The organism is Pseudomonas sp. Sample_23, from assembly GCF_004307595.1.
Lineage (GTDB): Bacteria > Pseudomonadota > Gammaproteobacteria > Pseudomonadales > Pseudomonadaceae > Aquipseudomonas > Aquipseudomonas atacamensis.
This window is the reverse complement of record NZ_RCNX01000102.1, coordinates 52,884-70,448: the sequence shown is the minus strand read 5'-3', so window position 1 is coordinate 70,448 and position 17,565 is coordinate 52,884. Positions and strand designations below refer to the sequence as shown.

At 60.7% G+C, this 17,565-nt stretch carries 21 protein-coding genes; 9 read left to right on the top strand and 12 right to left on the bottom strand.

Going from position 1 to position 17,565, the window contains the following annotated elements:
* The first annotated feature begins 369 nt into the window (after window positions 1-369).
* The 6 genes from D8U82_RS26810 to D8U82_RS26785 all read left to right on the top strand — a co-directional run bounded on the left by D8U82_RS26810 (window position 370) and on the right by D8U82_RS26785 (window position 4,409).
* Entirely contained in the window at window positions 370-735 is a 366-nt protein-coding gene (locus tag D8U82_RS26810; RefSeq protein ID WP_130903290.1) for a hypothetical protein, read from the top strand.
* A gap of 116 nt (window positions 736-851) precedes the next feature.
* Window positions 852-1,211 carry a DUF6124 family protein gene (locus D8U82_RS26805; protein ID WP_130903289.1) on the top strand — a complete coding sequence of 120 codons (360 nt, stop codon included), beginning with the start codon at window positions 852-854 and terminating at the stop codon, window positions 1,209-1,211.
* Between the two features lie 305 nt (window positions 1,212-1,516).
* The gene (locus tag D8U82_RS26800; protein WP_130903288.1) at window positions 1,517-2,719 is read left to right on the top strand and encodes an NAD(P)/FAD-dependent oxidoreductase; all 1,203 of its coding nucleotides are present in this window, start codon (window positions 1,517-1,519) and stop codon (window positions 2,717-2,719) included.
* Between the two features lie 39 nt (window positions 2,720-2,758).
* Window positions 2,759-3,691, top strand: a complete 933-nt coding sequence (locus D8U82_RS26795) for an MBL fold metallo-hydrolase (RefSeq protein ID WP_016774269.1) — start codon at window positions 2,759-2,761, stop codon at window positions 3,689-3,691.
* Between the two features lie 145 nt (window positions 3,692-3,836).
* Window positions 3,837-4,076, top strand: coding sequence for a hypothetical protein (locus D8U82_RS26790; protein WP_016774268.1), 240 nt, complete (start codon window positions 3,837-3,839; stop codon window positions 4,074-4,076).
* 84 nt (window positions 4,077-4,160) lie between these two features.
* Window positions 4,161-4,409: a DUF6555 family protein gene (locus tag D8U82_RS26785; RefSeq protein ID WP_016774267.1), complete on the top strand. Its 249-nt coding sequence runs from the start codon at window positions 4,161-4,163 to the stop codon at window positions 4,407-4,409.
* Here the strand turns inward: D8U82_RS26785 and D8U82_RS26780 are convergent.
* The 3 genes from D8U82_RS26780 to D8U82_RS26770 form a co-directional block, all read right to left on the bottom strand.
* Entirely contained in the window at window positions 4,406-5,140 is a 735-nt protein-coding gene (locus D8U82_RS26780) for a class I SAM-dependent methyltransferase (RefSeq protein WP_130903287.1), read from the bottom strand. The genes D8U82_RS26785 and D8U82_RS26780 overlap by 4 nt on opposite strands.
* Window positions 5,141-5,318: 178 nt before the next feature.
* Window positions 5,319-5,828, bottom strand: coding sequence for a nucleoside deaminase (locus D8U82_RS26775; protein ID WP_130903286.1), 510 nt, complete (start codon window positions 5,826-5,828; stop codon window positions 5,319-5,321).
* 33 nt (window positions 5,829-5,861) lie between these two features.
* The gene (locus D8U82_RS26770) at window positions 5,862-7,202 is read right to left on the bottom strand and encodes a nucleobase:cation symporter-2 family protein (protein WP_130903285.1); all 1,341 of its coding nucleotides are present in this window, start codon (window positions 7,200-7,202) and stop codon (window positions 5,862-5,864) included.
* Between the two features lie 202 nt (window positions 7,203-7,404).
* On the opposite strand from D8U82_RS26770, the gene D8U82_RS26765 reads away from it, so the two are divergent.
* A complete protein-coding gene (locus tag D8U82_RS26765; RefSeq protein ID WP_123441644.1) occupies window positions 7,405-8,319 on the top strand; it encodes a LysR family transcriptional regulator in 915 nt (304 codons plus the stop codon).
* On the opposite strand, the gene D8U82_RS26760 is transcribed toward D8U82_RS26765, so the two are convergent.
* Window positions 8,320-8,745 carry a VOC family protein gene (locus D8U82_RS26760; RefSeq protein WP_130903284.1) on the bottom strand — a complete coding sequence of 142 codons (426 nt, stop codon included), beginning with the start codon at window positions 8,743-8,745 and terminating at the stop codon, window positions 8,320-8,322. It abuts the gene before it with no gap.
* A gap of 158 nt (window positions 8,746-8,903) precedes the next feature.
* Complete coding sequence (locus D8U82_RS26755; protein WP_123441645.1) at window positions 8,904-9,359, bottom strand: helix-turn-helix domain-containing protein; 456 nt, start codon at window positions 9,357-9,359, stop codon at window positions 8,904-8,906.
* A 107-nt stretch (window positions 9,360-9,466) separates the two neighbouring features.
* Here D8U82_RS26755 and D8U82_RS26750 point away from each other — a divergent pair, with 107 nt between their 5' ends.
* Window positions 9,467-10,690: an MFS transporter gene (locus tag D8U82_RS26750; RefSeq protein ID WP_130903283.1), complete on the top strand. Its 1,224-nt coding sequence runs from the start codon at window positions 9,467-9,469 to the stop codon at window positions 10,688-10,690.
* 112 nt (window positions 10,691-10,802) lie between these two features.
* On the opposite strand, the gene D8U82_RS28195 is transcribed toward D8U82_RS26750, so the two are convergent.
* The 6 genes from D8U82_RS28195 to D8U82_RS26725 form a co-directional block, all read right to left on the bottom strand.
* Window positions 10,803-10,949, bottom strand: a complete 147-nt coding sequence (locus D8U82_RS28195) for a hypothetical protein (RefSeq protein ID WP_016774259.1) — start codon at window positions 10,947-10,949, stop codon at window positions 10,803-10,805.
* Complete coding sequence (locus D8U82_RS26745) at window positions 10,946-12,115, bottom strand: zinc-dependent alcohol dehydrogenase (protein WP_130888631.1); 1,170 nt, start codon at window positions 12,113-12,115, stop codon at window positions 10,946-10,948. The genes D8U82_RS28195 and D8U82_RS26745 overlap by 4 nt, the downstream gene beginning before the upstream one ends.
* Before the next feature lie 41 nt (window positions 12,116-12,156).
* Window positions 12,157-12,384 carry a PLD nuclease N-terminal domain-containing protein gene (locus tag D8U82_RS26740; RefSeq protein ID WP_024012535.1) on the bottom strand — a complete coding sequence of 76 codons (228 nt, stop codon included), beginning with the start codon at window positions 12,382-12,384 and terminating at the stop codon, window positions 12,157-12,159.
* An 86-nt stretch (window positions 12,385-12,470) separates the two neighbouring features.
* Window positions 12,471-12,926, bottom strand: coding sequence for a YetF domain-containing protein (locus D8U82_RS26735; RefSeq protein WP_024012534.1), 456 nt, complete (start codon window positions 12,924-12,926; stop codon window positions 12,471-12,473).
* Window positions 12,927-12,933: 7 nt separating this feature from the next.
* Window positions 12,934-13,452, bottom strand: a complete 519-nt coding sequence (locus D8U82_RS26730; RefSeq protein ID WP_024012533.1) for a hypothetical protein — start codon at window positions 13,450-13,452, stop codon at window positions 12,934-12,936.
* Complete coding sequence (locus D8U82_RS26725) at window positions 13,449-13,958, bottom strand: CinA family protein (protein WP_110599071.1); 510 nt, start codon at window positions 13,956-13,958, stop codon at window positions 13,449-13,451. Before D8U82_RS26725 ends, D8U82_RS26730 begins: the two co-directional genes overlap by 4 nt.
* A 165-nt stretch (window positions 13,959-14,123) precedes the next feature.
* On the opposite strand from D8U82_RS26725, the gene D8U82_RS26720 reads away from it, so the two are divergent.
* Window positions 14,124-16,505 carry a DUF3772 domain-containing protein gene (locus D8U82_RS26720; protein ID WP_130888634.1) on the top strand — a complete coding sequence of 794 codons (2,382 nt, stop codon included), beginning with the start codon at window positions 14,124-14,126 and terminating at the stop codon, window positions 16,503-16,505.
* 5 nt (window positions 16,506-16,510) lie between these two features.
* On the opposite strand, the gene D8U82_RS26715 is transcribed toward D8U82_RS26720, so the two are convergent.
* Complete coding sequence (locus D8U82_RS26715) at window positions 16,511-17,524, bottom strand: LacI family DNA-binding transcriptional regulator (RefSeq protein WP_130903282.1); 1,014 nt, start codon at window positions 17,522-17,524, stop codon at window positions 16,511-16,513.
* Window positions 17,525-17,565 lie beyond the last annotated feature (41 nt).

Here is a 17,565-nt window from a genome sequence, read left to right as displayed (position 1 = left end):
CAGGTACGTACAGCGCATAAACACGACTTGGCAAGCACGTTTAAATTACACCGATTTCTCCTCCAAAAAGCCTACAACGCCTTGCGCCGCTGCCTACGGGTACTTCAGAATCCGCCGGCTTGTGCGTCTAGGCTGCGGGTCCTATCGTTTGTCGGTCACCGAAATAGGTGATCGGGTTTGGTAGCCCGCAGTGTTAGATATACAGATCTGCCGTCGAGATTTCTGTCTCGGATTTGCGGTGGCCATGTATAGGGCGTCCTAGGACGCGCCGGATCCTAACACCCGGTCTACCAACCTGTGCATGGCCGCCACCCTTCGTTTGGTAGCGAAAGGGTGAAGCCTCCCTTAAATGTGTTAGGAGCTTCATCAATGTTCAAAGTAACCCCAAACCCGCCGGAAGCGGATTCAATCCCGTACGACCCTGCTCTGGAACCTCAGCGGATAAAAGATGCGGCTGCTCGCGCCATCAACTTTTACCTCGACCCTCAGACGCTCAAAACCACCATTCCCAAGCGCCAGCCAGGCAGGATCTTTCTCATTGACCCGACGGTGGATGAGGAAACGTTGCTCGTCGAAGCCTGTGAATCGCTGGCAGCCGCCAATGACATGGCCCGCGAAATCGGCGGCGTGATTGACCATCCACAGCGTCGATCGCTGCTGATGTTGCAGCAGGTGACCATGTTGAGTGAGCTCATCGTCAATCGCGTGCTCGACAGCCGACGCGTGTCGAACTAGCCGGCCATCGAGGCATGAGGGGGCGTGCTCCCCTCACTGCCAGCGGACGCGCCACAGCCGTGGCGCGTCGTCCTCATACCCAGACGCTCAAGCGGCGCTCATCGGAGTTTCAGCTGATGTCACAGACACCGTCCCATCCGCCGGTCACCGAATCGGTATCGCCTTATGAATCCTTCCATTCAAAAAAACTTCACGACGCCGCCGAGCGCGCGCTCGACCATTACCTCGCGCCGGCCAAGGTCAACGCCACGCCTTACAGTCCCAACACGCTGTTTATGGTCAACCCGGAATCCGACACCGAATCCTTGCTGGTCAATGCGTGCGAATCCCTGGCGTCCGCCACGGTGATGCTCGGTGATTTCGCCGGGATGCTGGAAGGCTCACGGCGCAATACGCTGTTAGGCATTGCACAGGTGGTCATGCTGGGGGAATTGGCCGTCAACAAAGCGTTGGATAACGTAGTGCCCACCGACTGAACAACGGCATCGGCCGTGCAGGCGTGCTGGCACCCTGCGCGGCGATGTTCGTTTCGAACAACACCTCGCCCGGTATTCCCACCTCGCCCCCCCCATACCTTCGTATACCCCTCTTCCACCCATGCGTACCCCACGCACACCGATGGACAACTGCGCCCGCATCCTCCCCGCCCTAGCATGACTCTCGACGGCGAACGATTGAGCGCCAGGTAGTACGGCAAGCAGTTGCGGCGGCCACTGATCGTCACGCCAGAGTCCGCATCGGACTCGGGTGTCATCCATCCATCAGCGTCAGGGAGCACATTATGAAACAGCAATTATTGGTGATCGGTGCAGGGTTCGGCGGGCTGTGGAGTGCGCTGAGCGCTGCGCGTTTGCTGGATATGCATGCCCGTCAGGATGTCGAGATCACGCTGCTCGCCCCGCAAGCCGAATTGCGTATTCGCCCGCGCTTCTACGAGCCGGACGTGCACAGCATGTACGCGCCGCTCGACGCGCTGTTCGATGCGGTGGGTGTGCGCTTCGTCAAAGGCACCGCTGAAAGCATCGACGCCCGGGCGCGCCGAATCGGTTACCGCGACGAGGCCGGGCGTCCGGGTGAACTGGCCTACGATCGGCTGGTTCTCGCCAGCGGCAGCCAGCTCGCTCGGCCTCCGGTGCCTGGCCTCAAGGAGCATGCGTTCGATGTCGATCAGATCGAATCCTCGGCGCGTCTGGAACGCCATCTCATCGCCCTCGGCAACCAACCGCCCAGTGTTGCGCGCAACACCGTGGTGGTCGCCGGTGGCGGTTTCACCGGGATTGAAACTGCGACGGAAATGCCGGCGCGCCTGCGTGCGATCATCGGTGAGGATCAAGACCTGCGCGTGATCATTGTCGATCGCAGCAAGGACATCGCCGCGACCATGGGTGATGGCATTCGCCCGTCGATCATCGAGGCGTCAAATGACCTGGGTATCGAATGGATCGTCGATGCCAGCGTTGCCGCTGTGGATGCCAATGGCGTCACCCTCGCCGATGGCCGCCACATCGAAAGCCAGACCGTGATCTGGACCGTAGGTTTCCGCGCCAGCCCGCTCACCGAACAACTCGACGCCGAACGCGATGGCCAGGGCCGCCTGCACGTCGATGGCAACCTCAAGGTGCACGGAATCGATCACGTCTTTGCCGCTGGTGATGTCGCTCGCGCCGCCACAGACGACCTCGGCAACTATGCCGCGATGTCTTGCCAGCACGCGATCAGCTTGGGTCGCTACGCCGGCAACAACGCCGCCGCCGATCTCCTCGGCGTCGCTCCGACAATGTATCGCCAGCCCAAGTACGTGACTTGCCTGGATCTGGGCGCCTGGGGCGCGGTGTACACGGAAGGCTGGGATCGTCAGCTGAAACTGGTGAAGGCCGAAGCCAAAGAGCTGAAGACGCAGATCAACACGGTGTGGATCTACCCGCCCGCCGCCGATCGTCGCGCTGCCCTCGCGGCCGCCGATCCGCTGATCCCTGTAGCCTGATTTCACCTCCGCTTTAGCCCTGAAAACAAGGAGAACACCATGACCCTGCATCTGGATTCCTTCACCGCCAACCGCGCGGTGGCCCTGCAAACGCAAAGCGAAGAACTGGTGCCGTCGCGCTACGCCCTGCGCCTGGGCGACATTGACGTGATGGTGATCAGCGACGGCGTGTTGCCGTTGCCGACCCAGACCATGTCAACCAATGCCGACCCCGCCGACCGTGCCGCCTGGTTCAAGGAAATGTATCTGGGCCCTGACGCCTTCGACTGGGCGCTCAACGTGCTGGTGGTGCGTAGCGGCGAACAAGTCATCCTCGTCGACGCCGGCCTCGGTGGCCAATTCCCCGGTTTCCCGCGTGCCGGGCAGTTCCCCAAGCGCCTGGCCGCTGCCGGGGTGGATCTCGCCGACATCACTGATATCGTCATCACGCACATGCACATGGACCATATCGGCGGCCTGCTGGTCGACTCGGTGAAGAGCCGTCTGCGTCACGACGTGCGCATCCACGTCACCGCGGCCGAAGTGAATTTCTGGTCCACGCCAGACTTCACCAGCACCGACATGCCCGCACCAGTACCAGACGTCCTGCGCAGCACCGCCAACGCGTTCATCGACCACTATGAAAGCAAGTTGCACATCTTCGAAGACGAATGTCAGGTTGCACCTGGCGTAGTTGCAAAACTCACCGGTGGTCATACGCCAGGGCACTGCGTGGTCTACGTCAACTCCGGTGGCGAGCGCCTGACCTTTGCCGGTGACGCATTGTTCCCGGTGGCGTTCGATCACCCCGACTGGCACAACGGTTTCGAACACGATCCGGCCAAATCGGTGGAAGTGCGCGTGCGCATGCTCAAGGAAGCCGCCGCCAGCGGCGAGCTGTTCGTCGCCACGCATCTGGCCTTCCCTTCGGTGGGTAGGGTCGCGATCAATGGTGCTGCTTTCCGTTGGATACCTGCGATTTGGGATTACTGATTGCGCGCCTGAAATCTTCGCCCGGCTTCTGCCGGGCGAAACCTTTTTCACCGCCATTGCTACGCAGAGCCGTGCGGGCGGTGACCATCCTTCGGTTGCTGTGTACCCTTTCTGCATCAAACAAATCTGTGCAGAGGACAGAGCGTTGGCATATCTGGATTGGGTGCAATGGCCGGCGATGCTGGTCACCGTTCTGGCCGCCTGGCTGATCGGTTCGCAACGACCGCAACGGCGCATGAGCGGTTTCGTTTGTTTCAGTCTGAGCAATTTGCTGTGGGTGATCTGGGGCGTCCATGCCGGGGCTTACGCGCTGATCGTTCTGCAGCTTTGCCTGTTCCTGATGAACCTGCGCGGTTTCATGAAGAACCGCGTTTTAGAGCGCTGAATGACGCTGATCATCCGGCCAGAAAATCCTTTGAATTTTTCTTGTCGGACAAAATCATTTACGTATGAGCGTAAGGAGGAACTCATGCGTAGCACCGATATTTTCGTCATCGAATACAAACATCACGACCAGCCAAAATCATTCGTCATCCGCGCCAAGAGTATGCGCAACGCCGACGCTTGGCATTGGGCGAGCTGTGACGCCGGTATTGCGCCGATTCCGAAACCGGGTAAACCACCGTTGAAAGTGGTTTCCAAACCCCAGGCCGAGCGCTATGGGATCACCGACGTGAAGTGGCGCGAGACGGCAGCGCTGGACTGGACGGAGGCTTAGGCAAGTCGGGTCGCCTGGCTGAGCTTGCACGTCAGCCAGGCGCCCCAGAACAGACTGCTGAAAAACCGTGTTGCATCGCCGAATCCGGCGTCATGCAGCAATGTTTGAACCGCCGCCTCCGAGTGCGGCGGATCAGCGCCCTGCAAGATCTTCCCGAGCTTCGCCTGCACCTCGTCAGCGGTTGCGCCCTGCTGTCGCCAGCGCTGGCTCCAGGCTTGCAGCAGCAATGGCTGACTGGCGTAAGCGTAATGATTGCCGGCCACGATCAATGGCGCGCCGGGTTTGAGGCGGGCCTGAATGAAGCACAGTATTTGTTGCTTGGCCTCATCACCGCCCAGGTGATGGAGTACACCGATCAGGGTGGCGGCGTCGAAAGATGCGTCGGCCGGCAAGTCTTCGACATGACCGAGATGTATCTGGACTCTGTGCAATAGATCATTGGCGCGCAGATGTTCGGTCGCAGCATCCAGCATCGGCCCGGAAGGATCGACCGCAGTGAAGTGCCACTCCGGCTCCAGCGCGGCCATGGCGATGATTTCCTGCGCGGTGCCCCCCGCGCCCACCACCAGCACGTTTGCCGAACGCGACTGCCCAAGGCTGGCGGCGAGCATGCAGGCCGACAGATCGTGACAGGCATCGTAGCCAGCCAGGGCAATGCGGCTTTGCCGGGCATATTCGTTGGCGCGGGAGGTGTCGAATTTGCCGGCGGCGTCAGTGGCGGGTTGGGTCATGGCGATTCTCCTTGTCTTTGCGACACGCTACGCGGTGAGCGTGGAGAAGAAAAATTCAATGATTTCATGGGGGGCATTCCGCTGGGGAATGTGTGGATGTCATCCCGGCGAAGTAAAAGTGACGCAGAGCGTCAGCGGATGCGTCCCCACGCAGGAGCGTGGGAACGATCCATATCGACTAAGACCAGAACCCTTTATGCGGTTCAGCCGCCTCTGCCTCCAGCATCGGCCCGAAGACACTGACCGTGCGTTGCCCTCTGGCAAACACTTCGCGACACGGCAACGAGAACGTCGGGTTCTCCGGATGATCGCCAGTCAGCCCGAGCAAAGCATGTTCCGACAACGCATACACCACTCGCCCGACACCGGTCCAATACACCGCGCCTGCGCACATGCAGCAAGGTTCGGCGCTGGTGTACAGCGTGCACGCCTCCAACTCCGGGGGTGACAACCGCTTCGCCGCCGCAGCGACCGCGACCAGTTCGGCATGCTGGGTGGGATCACCCTCCGGCGGCATCGAATTGTTGCCCGCTTCGGCAATGACTCTGCCGTCGCGGTCCGCCACCAGCGCCGCAAACGGGTGCCGGCCACGTTGTTTCGACGCCTGCGACAGGGCGATGGTCTGGCGCAGCAATGCCAGGTCCAGATCGCTGACGCCGGCCGGAACAAGCTGAGTGAATTGATTCATGGGTAACTCCTGGGCAGTGAGAAAAGACAAAAGTCAGTCGGCAAGTTCGGCCGTGGAAGCGCCGACGGCGTCGGTCGATGGTTTTTGTTTGTTGAGCAGCACATTGAGCAGAATGGCGGTGATCGCACCGAGAAAAATGCCGCTATCGAGCACCAGTTTCAGCGTCGGGCCGACATGTTCGAACAGGGCCGGAAACGACATTGGCAAGACGCCGACGCTGACCGACACCGCAACAATGATGGCGTTGCGTGTGCCCTCGAACTGCACCCGTGACAGTTCCTGAATGCCCGCCACTGTGGTCATGCCGAACATGACGATCGCGCAGCCGCCCAGCACCGGCGTCGGCACCGCCGCAATCAGCGCGCCGAGCTTGGGGAACAAGCCCATCAACACCATGATCGCGCCAGCGGCGGCGACGACGAAGCGGCTCTTGATGCTCGAAAGCGCAATCAGGCCGGTGTTTTGCGTGAAGGCGTTATAGGGAAAGCTGTTGAACAGACCACCGAGCATGGTCGACAAGCCGTCGGCGCGGAAGGCGTTGCCGAGGGTCTGCTGCGTAGTCGGTTTGCCGACCAGTTTGCCGATGGCCAGGCAGTTGCCAGTGGTCTCGGCCATGATCACCAGCATCGCCAGGGTCATGATCAGAATCGGTACCAGAGAAAATTCCGGCGGACCAAACGCCATTGGCGCGCTCAACTCGAACCACGCCGCCTCGCTGACCCGATTGAAGTGCGTCATGCCGCAGGCGGCAGCGATCAGGCTGCCGACAAACAAGCCGATGAGCACACTGAGATTGCCGATGAAACCGCTGAATTTCGCATAAACCACCAGCGTCACACTGACCGTGGCCAGGCCCAGCAGCAGATTGGCCGGGCGACCGAAGTCAGGCGAATCGGGATTACCGCCACCCAGCCAGATTGCCGCCGCCGGCATCAGTGAAATACCGATGATGGTGATCAGGCTACCAATCACCACGGGTGGAAAGAATCGCAGCAAGCGGCTGAACACCGGCGCCAGTGCGATGGTCAGGAAGCCGGCGGCGATCACCGCGCCAAAGATCTGGCTGAGGCCGAACTCCTTGCCGATCATGATCATCGGCGCCAGCGCAATGAACGAGCAGCCCTGAATCAACGGTAAACGCGCGCCGAACTTCCAGAAGCCGAGGGTCTGAATCAGCGTCGCCACACCAGAGGTCAGCAGGTTGGCGTTGATCAGTAAAACCACCTGAGCCGACGTCAGCCCCATCGCGCTGCCGAGAATCAGCGGCACCGCCACCGCTCCCGCATACATCACCAGAACATGCTGCAGACCGAAGGTGACCAGCTGCCGCAGGGGCAACACCTCGTCGACCGGGTGAACGCGTTGTGTAGTCATGGCACAAGCTCCTGAAGGGGCAGCGTTGGTTGTAATCGCGGGCGCTCAGGTACAGATGCACAGAGAGAATCGGCCCCGGCGTTCGAAGACGCGAGGTCATCCTTGAATGTTTTTAACGATGAAACAAATTGGCAACCATCGCTTTTTTCGATGGCGAAGACGCGGCACAATCGCCGTCTCGCTCAACCTCGGAGTACACCGCGTGCGCTTCTCACTCGATCAGTTGCTGATGTTCGTCCAGGTGGTGAAAAGCGGCTCGTTCTCCGCCGCCGGGCGCAAGCTGGGCAAGACGCAGTCGACCATCAGCGCGGCTATTGCCAATCTGGAAACCGACCTTGGCGTAGAGCTGTTCGACCGCAGCAACCGCAGCCCTGCCCTCACCGCCAGCGGGCACAAATTGCTGGTGCAGGCAGAAGCGGTACTGGAGCGCTGCATGACCTTCGAGGCCCACGCCGATTGCCTTTCCGATAGCGTCGAACCGAGCCTGACCTTGGCGATTGAAACGCCGTACGGCCCGATCATGCCGGTGCTGCAAGCGTTCGAGCAGGCCTTCCCGTTTGTCGATCTGATCATTCGCCACCCGGTCTACGGCGATGTCAGCGAACTGGTCAGCAGTGGCGAGGCGGTGCTGGGGGTGGCGTTTTCGCAGCCGGGCTATCCCCGGGAACTGGCGTTCCAGCAACTGGGCAAACTGATCATGCTGCACGTCTGCCATCCCGATCATCCGCTGGCGCAACTGGACAACGTCACCTTCGACGATTTGCATGTGCACCGGCGCCTGGCGTTCAGTGCGCACGCCAGCAAACTGCCGAGCAGTGAATACCTGCGTTCGACGCAACTGTGGCAAGCGGAAAGCTATCTGGCCCTGCTGGAAATGGTCCGCGCCGGCCTCGGCTGGGCGACCTTGCCGCGCCAACTGATCCAGCGTGAACTGGGCAATGGCGAACTGGTCGAGTTGCAGCTGTCGGCGTACCCGCATACCGACTGGCAAATCGGCGTCGACCTGTTATGGGCACGCCAACGGCCGCTGGGCACGGCCGAGCGCTGGCTCAAGGAAAAGCTGCAGGCCAACAAGGTTTATGAGCGCGATCGCAACGGCCAGACCACTACGCTCTGATCATTTGGCAAACACCTGACTCATGTCCTTGAACGCCTTGAATTCCAACGCATTGCCGCAGGGGTCGAGTAGAAACATGGTCGCCTGTTCGCCGACCTGACCCTTGAATCGAATGTAGGGCTTGATCACGAATTGCGTGCCGAATGACTTCAGTCGCTCGGCCAGTGCCTCCCATTGCTCCCACTGCAAAATGATGCCGAAGTGCGGGACCGGTACGTCGTGACCGTCTACCGGGTTGCTATTAATGCTTTGCTGGGCAGCCGTTTTCGGCTGTTCGTGGATCACCAATTGGTGGCCGTAGAAGTTGAAATCGACCCATTGCGCGCTGGACCGGCCCTCCTCCAGGCCGAACACTTCACCGTAAAAACGCCGGCAAGCGGCAAGATCGTAGACCGGGATGGCGAGGTGGAAAGGTGAAAGGCTCATCAGGCACTCCGGTAATCGCGTTGCTGGAAATATGGCAACGGCGCACCGCTGCTGATCGAGGATCGAAAACAGCCTAGATCAAAAACCCGGCGGACGCCGACCCGACATGTCACGAGAAGGCGCGGCTATCGATACGCGCCACGGCTATCCGCCCAGTTTCACTGCCCGCGCCTGACAACCTGTCGGTGACAATCCTCCGGGCTCAGCACGGCACCGGCTCTGGAGCGTACGACAATGGTTTCAACGGGCTCGGCCCCCTCGTTGTCGAGCAGCACCGAATGCTCCTCGCCTTCCGCGAACAGGAAGCGCTCGCCCCACTGCCGCAGGCTGACGACGATTGGGAACACCGCGCGGCCCATGTCGGTGAGCACGTATTCCTTGTAGGCGCTGCCATCGGACGCGGGCTGAATCTGCAACACGCCGAGCTCGACGAGCATTTTCAGTTTGACCGTGAGGATGTTCTTGGCCAGGCCCAGACGTTTCTGGAATTCGCTGAACCGGCGCACGTCATCGAACGCATCGCGAATGATCATCAAGGCCCAGCGATCGCCAATGGCTTCGAGGGTTCGGGCCACCGGGCATTCGCTCTGCGCCAATGTTTGTTGTCGGGCCATGTGGTTCCTGATGGATCGGCTATTGAATGTGGTTGCATTTAACAACCCGAATGAATAAAGATCAACGCCTCGGTTTCAATTCAAAACCACACTACGAGGAAGCACGGATGCCCTGCCAGACGCGAACCCTGGTCAATGCGCAAGCCGCAACTGACAGCGCAACGACCGGGCTGAGTCGTTTGCAGACTTTGCTTTTTGCAATCACCTGCGCGATGGCGGTGGCCAACGTTTACTTCGCACAGCCATTGCTGGAATCGATGGCCGCCAGCCTCGGGGTTTCATCCGGTGCAATCGGCGTAGTGGTCACGGCCACGCAAGCCGGGTATGCGGTCGGGCTGCTGTTCATTGTGCCGCTGGGTGATCTGCTCGATCGAAAGAAACTCATCGTCAGCCAACTGCTGTTGTCTGCAACGGCGCTATGTGCCGTGGGCCTGTCCGAGAGCTGGGGAGTGCTGCTCGGCGCCATGATGCTGGTGGGTCTGCTGGCGGTGGTGGTGCAAGTGGTGGTCGCCTGCACCGCCAGCCTTGCTCGCCCGCAGCAGCGCGGCGCCGCCGTAGGCACCGTCACCAGTGGCGTGGTACTGGGCATTTTGCTGGCGCGTTTCGTTTCCGGCGTAGTGGCTGATCTGGCCGGCTGGCGCGGCGTGTATTTTGTCTCGGCAATCATGATGGTCGGCATGGCTCTGCTGTTATGGCGCACCCTGCCCGCCTCGGCAAAACCGCCCGCACAGGGCAGTTACTGGCGACTGCTGCGCTCGGTATTGGAATTGTTTTTGACTGAGCGGGTACTGCGCGTGCGCGGCATCTTCGCCCTGCTGATCTTCGCCGCCTTCAGTGTGTTGTGGACGTCGCTGGTGCTGCCGCTCAGCGCGCCGCCATTGTCGCTGTCGCATACGCAGATCGGCCTGTTTGGTCTGGCCGGAGTGGCGGGCGCGCTCGCCGCCGCACGGGCTGGGCGCCTGGCCGATCGCGGCTTGGGCAATCGCACCATCGGCATCGCCCTGGCGCTGCTGACGCTGTCCTGGCTACCCATCGCATTTGTCGACAGTTCGCTGCTGGCCATGGCTGTCGGAGTGATCCTGCTCGACTTCGCCGTGCAAGCAGTGCACGTGACCAATCAAAGCCTGATCTTCGCCGCACGGCCCGATGCGCAGAGTCGACTGGTCGGTGCGTATATGTGCTTTTACTCGGTGGGCAGTGGTTTGGGCGCGATCGCGGCGACGTATACCTATGCGCAATATGGCTGGGTGGCGGTGTGTTTTCTCGGAGGCGGGATCAGTGCTGTGGCTTTACTGTATTGGGCATGGCTGGAATACCGCTACTCGAACTGAACCAATGCGGGAGCGAGCCTGCTCGCGAAGACGGAGCATCAGTCAGCACAGAGTTGTCCGACCTGACGCCTTCGCGAGCAGGCTCGCTCCCACAGGGATTATTTGCCAGCAGTTACTTGCCCTCCTCAGGCTTCTCGGTCTGCATCTGCACCGACGGTTTGCTTTTGTCACCGTCCTTGTTGGGTGCATCGTTGGAATCGAAGCAGCCGCTCAACAGAAACATCGAGCAGAACCCCAGACATACACAGATTTTTTTCATGACGATCTCCTGCCAGCAGTGGTATCGCTACCCGGTTCCAGCTTGACCTTGATCCAGCCGGATTGATGTTGATCAAACGCCTTGAACGCCGAAATCGCGTCAGTCAAAGGCTCGTCCTGCGTCAGCACTTTTGCTGGGTCGACGCGCCCGGCGAGGGTCATTTCGATCAGCTTGGGAATGTATTTGCGGTGATGACAGTTGCCCATGTTGATATGCACGTTCTTGTTCATCGCCTCGCCGATCGGGAAGCTGTCGAACCCGGCGGGATATACACCGATGATGGAAATCGTGCCGGCCTTGGCCACAGCCTTGACCGCCCATTCCAGCGCTTGCGAAGGCGCATCGCCCGGTTGCCACTGCGCAGGATGGTGATGGCCGTGATGGGAATGGTTGGCGTCGATGCCCACGGCCTCGATCACCCGATCCACGCCAATTTCCGCAGTCAGGCGCGCAATGGTTTCAACCGGATCTTCTTTCTCGAAATTGATGCACTCGGCACCCAATGCCTGCGCGCGAGCGAGGCGATCTTCCAGGCCATCAATGGCGAACACCCGGCCAGCGCCCATCAGTTTCGCGCTGATAATCGCAAACAGTCCGACCGGCCCGCAGCCGAACACCGCCACCGTGTCGCCGTCCTTGATCCGGGCCATGTCGGCACCGAACCAGGCAGTGGGAAAGATATCCGACATGGCAATCGCCTGATCGTCGGTAATGGCGTCGGGCAGCTTGATCAGGCCGATGTTGGCGAAAGGGATTCGCGCTTTCTCGGCTTGCAGGCCATCGAATGGCCCGGTGGTTTTCGGCCCACCAAAGAATGACGTGCCAGCGGTTTTACCGTTGGGATTGGCCACGTCGCACTGGGCGAAATAGCCGGCGCGGCAGTACGAGCAGTTGCCGCAGGCAATGGTCGAGGGAATGAGCACGCGATCGCCAACCTTGAGGTTGCGCACATCTTCACCGAGCGCTTCGACAATCCCCACGCCCTCGTGCCCAAGGATCGTGCCGGGCTGCATGTCCGGCGCACTGCCGCGAATGAAATGCAGATCGGTGCCACAAATGGCCGACGCGGTCAGCCTGACAATGGCATCGGTCGGCGCTTGAATGGTTGGATCGGGAACATCGTCCAGGCGGATGTCCCCGACGCCATGAAATACAACAGCTTTCATCGTTCACCTCCAATTTTCCGGATGTGCGCAAATCAGGGTTCTTAACCCTTACTGTGCTCCGGCGACGAAGGCCCTTCCTTGACACCGCGCGGGCCGGCGATGCCCCACACGATCAGGCCGAGCACCGGGAATACGATCAGACCGATCGCCCAGGCGGCTTTGACGCCGACGCTTTTGTTGCTGCGAAACACACTGACGATCGCCCACAGGTCGACCAGCAGAATGATCACCGCCACGGCGATGGAAAAATAACTGGCTGCCTCGTTCATTTCGCAATCCTCCGATGACTTGTAAGCATTGGGCTGTGAGGCGTTTTCAGCGTTCAAAAAAATTGCGGCCGTGCGGCGTCAAAGGTTCAGCCGCCTTCCGGATCCTGGCGGATCACGGAAATCTTGCCGTTGCGCTCGATGATTGCGAATTTGATCTGGTCGATGGTTTCTATGCCCTGACTGGAGCGCGCCGCCTCCATGACATCCGCCTCGACCAGCCGCGCATGGCGCAGGCGCCGGTGCAACAGCTTGCCGTTCTCGACAATGATCGTCGGCTCGCCATCGATCAGCCGCGACACCCAACTGGAACGCTGTTTGAGCAGGGAGAAACCGACATCCACAGCGATCAGCGTAATGATCACCAGAAACGCATTGGTCAGAGAAAAATCATCACCGAGCAGCGCCTGCTGGGTGGCTTCACCGATGATCATCAGCAGGACGAAATCAAACGTCGTCAACTCGGCCAGCGAACGCCGGCCGGCAATTTTGAACAGCACCATCAGTGCCAGATACATCGCGAGTGCGCGCAACACCGAGTCCATGGGTCACCTATGGATAAATGAATTGAGTGAGCTTCACTTCGCTCGAGCCCGGCACGCGGATTTGGCTGCGAAACAGGCCCAATCCGTCACCGCGCAGCGTCACATAGAGCGTCGCCTGGCCCTGGGCATCCGCCTGCAACCACAAGCGCATGCCCTGTTTTGAGCTGCGCATACGCACCGGGGCCGGTTGCATGGTTTCGACGCTGAAGCCATCGAGCATCTCGCCACCGATGTCGAGTTCGACAGTGGCTTCAGGCGCCGTGTGCACGCTGAGTTTCAGCGGGTTGGTCGAGCCGTTGCGGTGGAACATCTCGTACTCGACCTGGACTTTGCCATCGGCGCTGCGGGCGTCCTGCGAACTGAGCACGCCACGGGAAAACAGCCCCAACAGACCCAGCAGCATGCACAGCACCAGCAGATACCAACCAATGTGCTCGAAGCGCCAGACCTTCAACTGATAGGCCATGTCCTCCTGCACCGGGAACTGCCGACTGCGCAGATCGGGATGCTCAGCGTCGTGCTTCATCGGCGCCACCCTCCTTCGCCGCGCAAGGCGCGACGGTGATAGTCCGGCAACTGCTGCAGGGCGAATTCAGAAGCGAGGGTCTGCACTTCACTGCGCGATCCGGCAAACCATTGCTGGGTGCTGAACAGAAAATGTTTGTCATCGAACTGGAATGCCCAGGCGAAACACACCGTACCGGCCTTGATGCCATCCATATCATCGGGTCCGAGAATGCCGGTGGTGGCGACGGCAACGTTGGCGGTGCTGTCGCGCAACGCACCGATGGCCATTTCACTGGCCACTTCCACGCTGGTCAGATTGAAGGTGTCCATGGTCGCCGGGCTGACGTGCAGCAGGCGCTGCTTGGCTTGCGGCGAATAGACCACATAGCCGCACTCGATCAGCTCGCCGCTGCCGGGTACTTCCGACAGCAACATGACGATCTCCCCGGCCGTGCAGGATTCGGCGGTGGTGATGATCAGTGAATGTTGGCGCAGGTATTCAATCGTTTCCTTGGCGATGGACATGGCACGCTCTCGAAGCTGTTATTGCCGGTTGACCGCTCGCTGCGCGGATCATTCCGCCGGATTGGATGAGCGTGTAAGCGCCTCTTGCAGTGAAAGTTTTCCGCCCCGTTCGGCGCGATCACCTACCCTCATAGACTGTGTGATCCACTCGAGCCCGCCGCCCCCATGCGCTGTTCATTCAAGTCGTTGTTTTTCATTTTGTTCCTACTGCTCATGCCGGGCAGCGCTGCACTGTGGGCGGCGGACCTTGGCGCACCGGCAAACACAGGCGCAGCGCCGCTACCAGTGATTTCGCAAAGCGATCTGCAAGCCCTGCAACAACGCCTCGACGGGCTCAAGCAGCAGATTTCGGCGGCAAACAATTACAACCAGCTCGAAGGCCCGCAGGATCGGGTGCAGGCGTTCATTCTCGATGTCGATCGGTTGTCGGCAGCGCTGTTGCCGCAACAGGCGCAACTGGCGGTGCAACTGGGCGTGCTCGGCACGGCGCCCGACGCCGAGGTGGCCGCCGAGCAAGCCGATATCGTCGCGCAGCGGGCGGCGCTGGCGGAGCAGAAAAGCAAGGTCGATGGCACGCTGAAAAGCCTAGCCGCACTGAAACAGAACGCCGCCGACCTGATCACGCAAATCGCCGGCATCCGCCGCACCCTGCTGGAAAGCGAACTGACCCTGAGCACCCGCAGCGTATTGAGCCCGTATTTCTGGGCACCGCTGGTCAATCCAAGCGAAGACGACCGCCAGCGCCTGCGACTGTTCGTCGAGCAGGTGGCTGACGTATGGGCCACGGTCTGGGCGCCGGGCGAGCGGTTTTACACCTGCGTACTGGTGCTGTTGGCGCTGCTGATCTGGACCTTCGGCCGACGTCTGGCTGAGCGCGGGCTGACCTGGTTCTGCATCCATCGCGTGGCGGAGGGCCGACTGCGCCGCAGTGCCTTGGCCTTCGCCTCAGCCATAGCGACCTTCGTCACTACCGCCATCGCCCTGAAGCTGTTGTTCTACGCCTGCACCCGCCACGACGCACTGCCTCCGGTGCTGGAAACCTTCTCCGAAGAGTTCGAGAAAGTCGTCTATGCCTGCGTGCTGATCACCGGCCTCAGCCGCGCATTGCTCTCCACCGCGCACCCGTCCTGGCGCCTGCCGTCGATTGCCGATCCGGTGGCGCTGGCCCTCAAGCCTTATCCGCGAATCCTCGCCTGCTCGTTGCTGGTGTTGGTGACGCTGGTGCAAGTCGCCAATGCCACAGGCATGAGCAGCCACATCGTGATGGCCGGGCGCGGCGTGATTTCCATGGTGGTGCTGGCGATCATCGGCACGATGCTGTTGCGTGTCGGTAAAGTGCGCAAGGCCTTGGTCGCAGCCAATGACGCGTCGGCTACGAACAGCGTGTTCGCCGGGCTGATCTACAGCGTCGCCAGTCTCTCGATGTTGGTGACGGCCATCGCCCTGCTGGCCGGCTATGTTTCGCTGGCACGGTTCATCTGTTATGAGCTGGTGTGGGGCTATGTCGTGCTGTCGGGCTTCTACTTGCTGATTCAGCTGGTCAAAGACGCCTGTGAGCACCTGTTTTCGCCGAAACACGCGAGCGGCCAGGCGCTCAAGCAGTTGCTCGGTGTCAGCGACCGGCGCCTCGAGCAGACGTCGATCCTGTTGTCCGGCGTCAGCCGCGCCGGCCTGATGCTGATGGCGCTGATTTCGTTGTTTGTCGGCGGCATCGGCACCACGCTCGGCCAACTGGTCACCAACATCATGTCGATTCTTGGCGGCGCCGGTTTGCGCAAGCTGAATATTGTCCCGGCGCATCTGCTCAACGCGCTACTGGCACTGCTGATTGGCATCTGGCTGATCCGTGCATTAAGCCGCTGGCTCGACAACGAATTCCTGCCCAAGACCGACATGGACCCGGGCATGTGCGCATCGCTGAGCACGCTGTTTTCCAACATCGGCTACGCCTTTGTGATTCTGCTGACGCTGTCGTCGCTGGGCGTGCAGTGGACCAATCTGGCGTGGATCGTCAGTGCGCTGTCAGTGGGCATCGGCTTTGGCTTGCAGGAGATCGTCAAGAACTTCGTCTCCGGCCTGATCCTGCTCACCGAGCGCCCGGTGAAAGTCGGCGACCTGATCAGCATCAGCGGCGTCGAGGGCGACATCCGCCGGATCAACGTGCGTGCCACGGAAATCCAGCTCAGCGACCGCTCGATCGTGATCGTGCCCAACTCGCAGCTGATCTCGCAGAATCTGCGCAACGTTACCCTCGGCGGCAGTGCTCAGGGCGTGGCATCGCTGGAGCTGGTGTTCCCGCTGGATATCGATCCTGAGCAGGTCAAACAACTGCTGCTGGATGCTTATCACGAGAACGAAACTATCCTCGATAAACCGGCGCCGTTCGTGCGTTTCAGCAAATTGTCGCCGGACGGCATAACCCTCACGGTCACCGGCTATGTCGGCAGCCCGAGGATTGTCGGGCTGACCAAGAGCGATTTGTTGTTCGAAGTGTTGAAGCGGTTGGGCGCGGCGGGGATTGCGCTGGCGAAACCGCCAGCGGCGTGATTCGGTTAGCGCTTGCCCGTGTTGTCGATGCGGGCCGTGCTGCTGCGTGGCGTCAGCTCGAACGGCAAGACGACATGCCGCTCTGTCAGCGGCTGTTTTTCGATCAGGGCAATCAACATTTCGACCGCCCTGGCCCCGAAGGCCTCGGCTGGTTGCGAGATGGTGGTCAGCGGCGGATCGCAGTACGCAGCCATGGGAATGTCATCGAAACCCACCACTGAAATATCCTCGGGCACACGCAGCCCGGCCTGCCGGATGCGCTTGAGCGCACCAATGGCCATTTCATCGTTTTCGCAGAACAGCGCGCTCGCCCGCTCGGCCAATGCGAGCATCTTTTGCGCGCCGGCAAAACCGGCCTCGAGGCTGAAATTGCCATGGCAGATCAGTGCTTCATCGAAGGCAATCCCGGCTTCGCGCAATGCCGCTTCGTAACCCGCCAATCGATCCAAAGTCAGCGGGCTGTTTTTCGAGCCTTTGATCAGGCCGATGCGTCGGTGTCCCAAGGCGATCAGGTGGTCGGTCATGGCTTTGGCGGCGGCGACGTTGTCCAGGCTGATGGTTGGATAACGCCCGGCCTTGATCACTTCGCAGGCGTTAACGATCGGCGGCACATCGGCGTCGGCCGGGGCGTTTTCGAAAGGATCGTAGGCGCGCAACTGGATCACCCCGTCAGCCTGATAAGCGTAAACCAGCTCGGCGAATTGTCGCTCCAGTTCTTCCCGGCCCTGGGTGTCGCACAGCAGCAGGCGATAACCGGCCGCCTGCGCCGCTTGCTGCGCGCCGCTGATGACGCGGGCGAAGAAGGTATTGGCGATGGTCGGCACCAGAATCACCAGATTGCCGGTGCGCCGCGAACGAAACTGCACGGCCATCAGGTTCGGCCGATAGCCGGCCTGCTCCACCGCAGCCATCACGCGCTCACGGGTTGGCGCGAGCACGCGCTCGGGCGATTTCAAAGTCCTCGAAACCGTCGCCACGGAAACCCCGGCCAGCCGAGCCACTTCGCGAATATTGGACAAAACCACCTCGTTGTTTCATGTCGATCAGGCGCGGAGCTTAC

Coding starts and splice junctions, on each gene's coding strand:
- D8U82_RS26810 (WP_130903290.1), top strand. CDS start 370: ATGTTCAAAGTAACCCCAAACCCGCCGGAAGCGGATTCAATCCCGTAC.
- D8U82_RS26805 (WP_130903289.1), top strand. CDS start 852: ATGTCACAGACACCGTCCCATCCGCCGGTCACCGAATCGGTATCGCCT.
- D8U82_RS26800 (WP_130903288.1), top strand. CDS start 1,517: ATGAAACAGCAATTATTGGTGATCGGTGCAGGGTTCGGCGGGCTGTGG.
- D8U82_RS26795 (WP_016774269.1), top strand. CDS start 2,759: ATGACCCTGCATCTGGATTCCTTCACCGCCAACCGCGCGGTGGCCCTG.
- D8U82_RS26785 (WP_016774267.1), top strand. CDS start 4,161: ATGCGTAGCACCGATATTTTCGTCATCGAATACAAACATCACGACCAG.
- D8U82_RS26780 (WP_130903287.1), bottom strand. CDS start 5,140: ATGACCCAACCCGCCACTGACGCCGCCGGCAAATTCGACACCTCCCGC.
- D8U82_RS26775 (WP_130903286.1), bottom strand. CDS start 5,828: ATGAATCAATTCACTCAGCTTGTTCCGGCCGGCGTCAGCGATCTGGAC.
- D8U82_RS26770 (WP_130903285.1), bottom strand. CDS start 7,202: ATGACTACACAACGCGTTCACCCGGTCGACGAGGTGTTGCCCCTGCGG.
- D8U82_RS26760 (WP_130903284.1), bottom strand. CDS start 8,745: ATGAGCCTTTCACCTTTCCACCTCGCCATCCCGGTCTACGATCTTGCC.
- D8U82_RS26755 (WP_123441645.1), bottom strand. CDS start 9,359: ATGGCCCGACAACAAACATTGGCGCAGAGCGAATGCCCGGTGGCCCGA.
- D8U82_RS26750 (WP_130903283.1), top strand. CDS start 9,467: ATGCCCTGCCAGACGCGAACCCTGGTCAATGCGCAAGCCGCAACTGAC.
- D8U82_RS28195 (WP_016774259.1), bottom strand. CDS start 10,949: ATGAAAAAAATCTGTGTATGTCTGGGGTTCTGCTCGATGTTTCTGTTG.
- D8U82_RS26745 (WP_130888631.1), bottom strand. CDS start 12,115: ATGAAAGCTGTTGTATTTCATGGCGTCGGGGACATCCGCCTGGACGAT.
- D8U82_RS26740 (WP_024012535.1), bottom strand. CDS start 12,384: ATGAACGAGGCAGCCAGTTATTTTTCCATCGCCGTGGCGGTGATCATT.
- D8U82_RS26735 (WP_024012534.1), bottom strand. CDS start 12,926: ATGGACTCGGTGTTGCGCGCACTCGCGATGTATCTGGCACTGATGGTG.
- D8U82_RS26730 (WP_024012533.1), bottom strand. CDS start 13,452: ATGAAGCACGACGCTGAGCATCCCGATCTGCGCAGTCGGCAGTTCCCG.
- D8U82_RS26725 (WP_110599071.1), bottom strand. CDS start 13,958: ATGTCCATCGCCAAGGAAACGATTGAATACCTGCGCCAACATTCACTG.
- D8U82_RS26720 (WP_130888634.1), top strand. CDS start 14,124: ATGCGCTGTTCATTCAAGTCGTTGTTTTTCATTTTGTTCCTACTGCTC.